This window comes from Pedobacter cryoconitis (assembly GCF_003259615.1).
GTDB lineage: Bacteria > Bacteroidota > Bacteroidia > Sphingobacteriales > Sphingobacteriaceae > Pedobacter > Pedobacter cryoconitis.
In genome coordinates this window covers 140,940-149,373 of record NZ_QLLR01000010.1, presented here as the reverse complement: position 1 = coordinate 149,373, position 8,434 = coordinate 140,940, and the positions used below count along the sequence as shown (strand labels likewise).

Here is an 8,434-nt window from a genome sequence, read left to right as displayed (position 1 = left end):
CCATGAAAAACCAATTCTCCATTCTGATCAGGGTTGGCAGTACAGGCTAGAGAAGTATAAGAAAAAACTAAAAGATAAACAGATAATGCAAAGTATGTCCAGAAAAGGAAACTGCCTGGATAACGCTATAATTGAGAACTTTTTTGGAGTGCTTAAATCAGAATTATTTTATCTAAATGAATATAACTCGGTATCGCAATTACATTCTGAGATTAGAAAGTATATTAAATATTATAATAGGGATCGAGTAAGGCTTAATTTAAATGGAATGAGTCCGGTGGAATACCGAACTCATTATTTTAAAAACATTGCATAACTTCGTCCAACTTTTTGGGGTCAGTCTATTAATACCGGCTTTTTTTATAACATTATAATTGTAATAAATTATTTTTGATCAACAGGTGTTTTGGCCGGAGCTTCAACTTTAGGTTTAGTCAGACCATCCATCTTAAATACAGCAGAAATATGATCATTAGATTCTGTAGTTACGCCCAGATCTTTGATTAATCCGGTTTCCAAACTGTAAACCCAGCCATGGATACCTAATTTCTTTCCATTTCCCCATCTGTTTTGAACAATAGATGTTTTAGTCAGATTAAATACACCTTCTATAACATTCAGTTCTACTAATCTGTCCGTACGTTTTTTATCATCTGATATTCTATCCAGTTCATGATAATGTAAACGATAAGTATCTTTTATATTTCTTAACCAGTTATCAATAATTCCGAATTGCTTGTTGCTTAATGCCGCTGCAACACCACCACATCCGTAGTGTCCGCAAACGATAACATGCTCAACTTCTAACACGTTTACCGCATAATCCAGTACACTTAACATGTTCATATCTGTATGTACTACAACATTCGCGATGTTGCGGTGAACAAATATATCTCCGGGATTGGTATTAGTAATCTGGTTAGCCGGCACCCTGCTATCTGAACAGCCGATCCATAAAATTGGCGGCTTCTGTCCAGCAGATAAACGGTCAAAAAAAGTAGGGTCTTCAGCTAAAGTTTTCGCTACCCAATCTTTATTACCTTGTAATAGTCCTTCGTAAGTTATATCGTGATTGTGGGATTCTAATTTTGCACACATAATATTTTATATTTTATGAATATCTTCAATAATTTTGTCAGTTATCTTTGGTACTATATAATGCTCTTTTATCTCAACTAAGGTAACTATAATCCCCTTTGTATAAGCATTATGTTTAAAATTGTAAATGGTCTCCAGTACATCCGGATGAATATACCTGGAGTTGCTTCCATCAATAATAACATTGGTTTCCTGAGGGATTTTTGTCAAGACAACCTGTATGGCTGCTTTGTTCAGAAATGAAACTTCCTCAGACAGTTTAATTCTCAGATTTTTCTTGTTTCCTTCTTCCTGAATTTTGTAAAAGAAAGGGTTACGCATATTAGTCCGCAATAAATAAAATACAGACAACAACATACCGATTGCCACACCTTTTAATAAGTCAGTTAATAAAACAGCAACGACTGTAATCACAAATGGAACGAATTGATCCCATCCTTTATGGTACATATGTTTGAATAAACTGATTCTTGTCAGTTTATAACCAGTGACTAAAAGAATCGCTGCCAGACAGGCAAGCGGAACCATGTTGATCAGTCCAGGTATAAAAAGGAAAGACAATAACAACCAGCAACCATGTAAAATGGCAGACATTTTTGTCTTTCCACCAGCATTTACGTTTGCAGAACTTCTCACAATTACAGAGGTCATAGGTAAACCGCCAAACAAACCGCTTGTCATATTTCCCAGTCCCTGTGCAATCAGCTCTCTGTTGGTTGGTGAAACTCTCTTTACAGGATCAATCTTATCTACAGCCTCGATACTCAGCAAGGTTTCTAAACTTGCCACAACAGCTATTGTTAAAGCAACAATCCAGACTTCTTTGTTTGTAATAGCTGAAAAATTTGGCATCGTAAACAGGTTAGAAAATTCACCCCATCCGCTAACGACAGGGATATTAACCATTTGTTCAGCTTTTAACGCGAATTGTGTTTGCTGAAAAAACAAGGTTAATCCTATACCTAGAATAACAACCAGTAACGGAGCTGGTACAGCACTCAGCTTTTTGAATTTTGGCCAGAAGATCAGGATTGCAATCGAAAGTGCAGTAATGATCATTGCAGCCGGATTAAGCAATTTTAGCGCCTCCCCTACTACATTGAACATTGGGCCACTGCTTAAACTTTCATCCAGAAAATCAGTATCCACACCTAGCGCATGTGGCAACTGCTTTAAAATCAGGATCAGTCCAATCGCAGCAAGCATCCCTTCAATTACACTCGAGGGAAAATAGTTACCGATTGTACCTGCTTTGACCACGCCAAGCACTATCTGCATCAAACCTGCCAGCATCACTGCCAGTAAAAATGTCTGGTAACTGCCCAGATGAGCAATAGCACCCAATACAATAACTGTCAAACCAGCAGCAGGACCACTCACACTTAACTGAGATCCGCTGATACTAGCGACAACTATTCCTCCAATAACTCCAGTAACAATACCGGCGAATAATGGTGCGCCCGAAGCCAGGGCTATTCCCAAACACAACGGCAGGGCCACTAAAAACACGACTATACTAGCCGGGAAATCGCGCTTTAAATTATTTTTTAAGATATATTTCTTCAATCCAGCCTTTGAGGAGATTGAGTTTCCATTCTGCATAACATTACTGCTAATTATTACTTATAATTATTTAACTACGGTCAATCCCGATGGGTTTAACCGTTTAATCAATAAGAATTAGCAAAAGTTAGGCGGCGGAGTGGGTACCGATGGATGATAGGGATCTACATACCGCTTGAAGTGATCAATATAACAATTCCTGATCCCGAAATCTACCAGTAAAGGCACATAGGTATAGGTGTTATGAAAATCAATCGGTTTATAGTCGATGAATTTGAGTAAAGACTTTCCTGAATCACCATCAGAACTATGTTCCTGCTCTAGTTGAAGAATAACATTTTGCATGGTATTCTTATCCAGATCACCGACAAATACTGGCGCAGCAGAAATAATCATCTTCATGGTGAAGATGCTTATAAAGGCTATAACAATATGTAATCGATATTTATAAAAGGACATTCTGTGTTTATTCAGCTATTTCTACTTTCCAAATGTAATACCAAGAAGCACTTTTTACTGAAAAAATATGTAAAAAAAATGTAATTAAGTTTTCAGGACTCCCTTTCATTCTCAAAATTCCCAAGATTACCTGTGGATTAATTTAGCAATAACTGTACTTTCGCAGTTCCTAAACCTGATCACCATACTATACCTATGAAAAAACATCTGCTAACCCTGGTTTTGTTTTATCCGCTGTTAGTCTTCAGTCAAAGTAATAATGCGCCCTCTTCTTATGATATTCACGATATTAAAATCACGGGTTATCTGCAAACGCAGTTTCAAAAAGCACAATCCCCGGGGATTTCATCTTTTTCAGGCGGAGACTTTGCCGAAAACTCCGACAACCGTTTTATCATCCGCAGAGGACGGCTTAAAATTGACCGGGTCGATAAATACTCCAGTGTAGTCTTCCAGATTGATGCGACACAAAACGGCGTGCAATTAATGGATGCCTTTATTCAACTCCATCAGCCCGACAATAAACGCTTTCAACTTACCGCAGGTTTATTTAACAGGCCGTTCGGCTATTCAATTGTCTACTCTTCCGGCTATAGGGACTTTCCTGAGCGTGCCAGGGTCTTTCAAACGATTATGCCACGCGAACGTGATATTGGTGCCATGTTATCTTATCAACCCATTAAAGAACTTCGCTTTCTGAACATTGATGTTGCGGTGGTAAATGGAAGCGGACTTTTTGCAAGGGACTACGATTCTAAAAAAGATGTAATTGGAAATCTTTCCTTCAAGTTTGATAGTCTTGCCAATAAAAAGCTTCATATTGGTTTTGGCGGATCAATTTATAAAGGCTCAGTGCGCAATGCCACCGAGTCTTACTATACGGATAATGGAAATGGGTTTACTAAAAATACAGATCCATCCTACAAAGGTGCCAATTTGAAAAGAAATTATTATGGCGGAAATGTGCAGATCCAATACGATAATACCTTTGGGACAACCAGTCTGAAAGCTGAATATGTTGCCGGCATACAACCAGGAGTAGCAGCTTCAAGCTCAATCAGTGGTACACTGGCAAGTCAGAGCTTTTCTACTCAGCCAGCTACAGACCTTTACCTGCGTAATTTCTCAGGCTGTTATATTTGGTTTACACAGCAAATCTTAAAAAGTAAGTTTAGCGCTTTGCTTGCTTATGATGTTTATGATCCTAACAGCAAGATCAATGAAGATCAGATTGGCCTGGATAACAATACGACTGCGGGTGATATTAAATTCAGTACCCTGGGTTATGGAATGACTTATTTATTCAGTTCCCGTTTAAAACTTACAGTCTACAATGAGCGGGTAATCAACTCCCCTACGCAATTAACAAATTACAATAAAGACATCAGAGACGACGTATTTACTACACGTTTACAATATCGCTGGTAATCCGGCCCATTTTAAAATCCGCCTTGTTTCACAGAAAATAAGTGATAAACAATTTTAATTTATAAATTTAAAAACGTTCCTATACATTTATAAAAACTGAGTTTAATTCCATGGATAATAAGATAAAGTTACTACAGGATAAAATAGAACAGGCACATGCAGGCGGAGGTCAGCAAAGAATTGATAGTCAACATAAAAAAGGTAAACTAACTGCCAGAGAGCGCATCCATTTTCTAATGGACGAGGGTTCTTTTGAAGAAATAGGAATGTTTGTAACCCACAGGAGCACAGACTTCGGTATGGAAACAGAAAAGTACCCTGGCGATGGTGTAGTAACCGGTTATGGAAATATCAATGGCAGGCTCGTTTATATTTTCTCACAAGACTTTACGATATTCGGAGGCTCACTTTCCGAAACCCACGCAGAAAAGATCTGTAAGATTATGGAAATGGCCCTGAAAACCGGAGCTCCGCTAATCGGGTTAAATGATAGCGGTGGCGCACGTATTCAGGAAGGCGTAGTCTCCTTAGGTGGATATGCAGATATTTTTTACCGCAATGTACAAGCATCCGGGGTAATCCCGCAACTTTCAGCCATTATGGGCCCGTGTGCCGGGGGTGCAGTTTACTCCCCTGCAATTACCGATTTCACCCTGATGGTAGAAAATACCTCTTATATGTTTGTTACTGGCCCTAACGTGGTTAAAACAGTTACACATGAAGAAGTCAGCTCAGAAGAACTGGGAGGCGCAAGTACACACGCTACAAAATCAGGAGTTACTCATTTCTCTTGTGTGAATGAGCTGGATGCAATCAACCATATTAAACAATTGCTGAGTTATATGCCTCAAAATTGTGAGGAGACTCCCGCAATTTTAGCTTATCAGCCAGAGCAGGATGAATCCAGGGCATCCTTAAATAAAATTATTCCTGACAATGCCAATCAGCCTTATGACGTAAGAGGTGTAATTGATCAGCTGAGTGATTCGGGTAGCTTCCTTGAAGTACATAAAGACTATGCAGAGAACATTGTAGTCGGTTTTGCACGTCTTGCAGGAAGAAGTATTGGAATTGTAGCGAATCAGCCAGCTTATCTTGCCGGAGTACTGGATAACAATGCCTCAGTCAAAGCAGCCCGTTTTGTCAGGTTCTGTGACTGCTTCAACATCCCGTTATTAGTGCTTGAAGACGTTCCTGGTTTCCTTCCGGGCACAGACCAGGAGTGGAATGGCATTATCAAAAATGGCGCAAAATTACTCTACGCCTTCAGTGAAGCCACAGTACCGAGAATTACCGTAATTATCAGAAAAGCATACGGTGGTGCCTATGATGTCATGAACTCCAAACATATTGGTGCAGATATGAATTATGCGTGGCCAACAGCCGAGATTGCTGTAATGGGTGCAAAAGGTGCAGCAGAGATTATTTTTAAGAAAGAAATAACTGCTGCAGCCGATCCTGCCGCTAAACTACTGGAAAAAGAAAAGCTATATGCCGAAATATTTGCCAATCCATACCGGGCAGCAGAACGCGGCTTTATAGATGAAGTAATTGAACCCGCAGACACCCGGATCAAGCTAATCAAAGCATTTAAAATGCTAGAAAATAAAGTAGTGAATAACCCACGTAAAAAACACGGAAATATTCCGTTATAATATAGAACTCTATTAAATAAGTTAAAGTTGATCATAAATATATAAAGATGGCTAAAAAGAAAGACGAGAAGCAGAAACATGTATCTGTCGTAACTAAGAAATCACTCCAGTTTTTTGAAGAATATATTAATAACCCGTCTCCAACGGGATTTGAATACCCTGGCCAGAAACTTTGGTTAGATTACCTGGCACCTTATATCGATGAAAGTTTTATTGACAATTACGGAACGGCAGTAGGTGTAATCAATCCAAAAGCAGAATACAGAGTAGTGATAGAAGCACATGCCGATGAAATTTCATGGTTTGTAAATTATATCACCAATGACGGATTAATTTATGTAATCAGAAATGGTGGTTCTGACCATCAGATTGCCCCTTCTAAGCGCGTAAACATTCATACAGATAATGGATTGGTCAAAGCAGTATTCGGATGGCCGGCAATTCACACCCGTGGTGCAGGAGAAAAAGAAGAAGCACCTGCTTTAAAGAACATTTTCCTGGACTGTGGCTGCACGACTAAAGAAGAGGTTGAAGCATTAGGTGTACACGTAGGTTGTGTAATTACTTATGAAGATGAATTCATGGTCTTAAATGACCGTTACTACGTTGGACGTGCTTTAGACAACCGTGCAGGTGGATTTATGATTGCAGAAGTTGCTCGTTTATTGAAAGAGAATAAACAAAAATTACCTTTCGCTTTATACATTGTAAACTCTGTACAGGAAGAAATAGGTTTAAGAGGTGCAGAAATGATTGCACACCGCATTAAACCTCATGTGGCTATCGTTACCGATGTTACACATGACACTTCTACCCCAATGATCAATAAAATAACACAAGGAGATTTAGCCTGCGGTAAAGGGCCGGTTGTATCTTATGCACCAGCAGTACAAACAAACCTGAATAAATTATTGATTGAAACTGCTGAGAAGAATGACATTCCTTTCCAGCGCCAGGCTTCTTCACGTTCTACAGGAACTGACACTGATGCTTTTGCTTATTCAAATGGCGGCGTGCCTTCAGCACTAATTTCACTGCCATTACGTTATATGCATACTACAGTTGAAATGATCCATAAAGAAGATGTAGACAATGTGATCAGCCTGATCTATCATTCTTTATTGAACATAAAGAAAGACCACGATTTTAAATACAATAAATAAGATTTATCTTCACAGCCTATTAAGCGTGTTTGATCTTTCAGACACGCTTTTTTATGGCAGCAAATTATAAAGCAAGCCTTTTTGAACTAAAAATTAAGAATCAATGAAACCTACGTTATTAATACTCGCAGCCGGTATGGCAAGTCGCTATGGCAGCATGAAACAAATTGATGGTTTTGGTCCGAACGGAGAGACTATAATCGACTATTCTATCTACGATGCTATCAAAGCCGGCTTTGGGAAAGTAGTGTTTATCATCAAAGAAGAATATGTAGAAAACTTTAAAGCTATCTTTGATGCCAAGCTTGAAGGTAAGATAGAAACAGATTATGTATTCCAGAATTTCGATCTTAAACAATATGGAATTGATATTGAAATAGAAAGAAGTAAACCATGGGGAACAGCACATGCAGTTCTTGCGGCAAGACATGCTATAAAAGAGCCATTCTGTGTAATCAATGCAGATGATTTTTATGGACTGGATGCTTATGAGAAAATGGTTAAGTTTTTAACTACTGAAGTTACTGGAAGCAACTATTCCATGATCGGTTATGAAATCGGTAAAACTTTATCAGATTACGGGTCAGTATCACGTGGTGTGTGTAAAGTAAGTGCAGACGGCTATCTGGAAGAGATTATAGAACGTACAAAAGTACTTCGTGAAGGAGAAGCTATCGTTTATGAAGAAGACGAAAAACAATATCCTTTATCATTAGATACCCGTGTATCTATGAACTTCTGGGGATTCACACCAGAAATGTTTAAAATATCTGAAGAACTTTTCAGAGACTTTGCACATGCAAACAAAGACAACCCTAAGGCAGAATTTTTCATTCCGCTGGTAGCTGACAGCTTATTGAGCTCAGAGACTGCAGATTTTAAAGTTGTTCCTACAGATAGCAAATGGTTTGGTGTGACTTATAAAGAAGACAAACCAATTGTACAGGCTTGTATCGACCAATTGGTTAAAGACGGTGTATACCCTGAAAACCTATGGAATTAACATAACCTCAATTCATATAGTAAAAGCTATTAGAAGGCCTTAAATCAACATTTAAGGCCTTCTTT

At 38.6% G+C, this 8,434-nt stretch carries 8 protein-coding genes; 5 read left to right on the top strand and 3 right to left on the bottom strand.

From position 1 onward, the window contains the following. Positions 1 to 316, top strand: a 316-nt coding sequence (locus LY11_RS12495; protein WP_146610840.1) for an IS3 family transposase, incomplete at its 5' end; no start/stop codon positions are given. A gap of 68 nt (positions 317 to 384) precedes the next feature. Here the strand turns inward: LY11_RS12495 and can are convergent. The 3 genes from can to LY11_RS12480 form a co-directional block, all read right to left on the bottom strand. Continuing rightward, on the bottom strand, positions 385 to 1,098 hold the full coding sequence (can, locus tag LY11_RS12490) for a carbonate dehydratase (protein WP_111634004.1): 714 nt from the start codon (positions 1,096 to 1,098) through the stop codon (positions 385 to 387). A gap of 6 nt (positions 1,099 to 1,104) precedes the next feature. Next, complete coding sequence (locus tag LY11_RS12485) at positions 1,105 to 2,700, bottom strand: SulP family inorganic anion transporter (protein ID WP_111634003.1); 1,596 nt, start codon at positions 2,698 to 2,700, stop codon at positions 1,105 to 1,107. 78 nt (positions 2,701 to 2,778) lie between these two features. After that, entirely contained in the window at positions 2,779 to 3,063 is a 285-nt protein-coding gene (locus tag LY11_RS12480; protein ID WP_245952727.1) for a hypothetical protein, read from the bottom strand. A gap of 252 nt (positions 3,064 to 3,315) precedes the next feature. On the opposite strand from LY11_RS12480, the gene LY11_RS12475 reads away from it, so the two are divergent. The 4 genes from LY11_RS12475 to LY11_RS12460 all read left to right on the top strand — a co-directional run bounded on the left by LY11_RS12475 (position 3,316) and on the right by LY11_RS12460 (position 8,369). Continuing rightward, on the top strand, positions 3,316 to 4,548 hold the full coding sequence (locus LY11_RS12475; protein ID WP_111634001.1) for a porin: 1,233 nt from the start codon (positions 3,316 to 3,318) through the stop codon (positions 4,546 to 4,548). A gap of 110 nt (positions 4,549 to 4,658) precedes the next feature. Further along, positions 4,659 to 6,203, top strand: a complete 1,545-nt coding sequence (locus tag LY11_RS12470) for an acyl-CoA carboxylase subunit beta (RefSeq protein ID WP_111634000.1) — start codon at positions 4,659 to 4,661, stop codon at positions 6,201 to 6,203. 47 nt (positions 6,204 to 6,250) lie between these two features. Then, on the top strand, positions 6,251 to 7,366 hold the full coding sequence (locus LY11_RS12465) for a M42 family metallopeptidase (protein WP_111633999.1): 1,116 nt from the start codon (positions 6,251 to 6,253) through the stop codon (positions 7,364 to 7,366). 103 nt (positions 7,367 to 7,469) lie between these two features. Then, positions 7,470 to 8,369 (top strand): nucleotidyltransferase family protein, encoded by a 900-nt coding sequence (locus LY11_RS12460; RefSeq protein ID WP_111633998.1) that lies wholly within the window; start codon positions 7,470 to 7,472, stop codon positions 8,367 to 8,369. Positions 8,370 to 8,434: the final 65 nt, after the last annotated feature.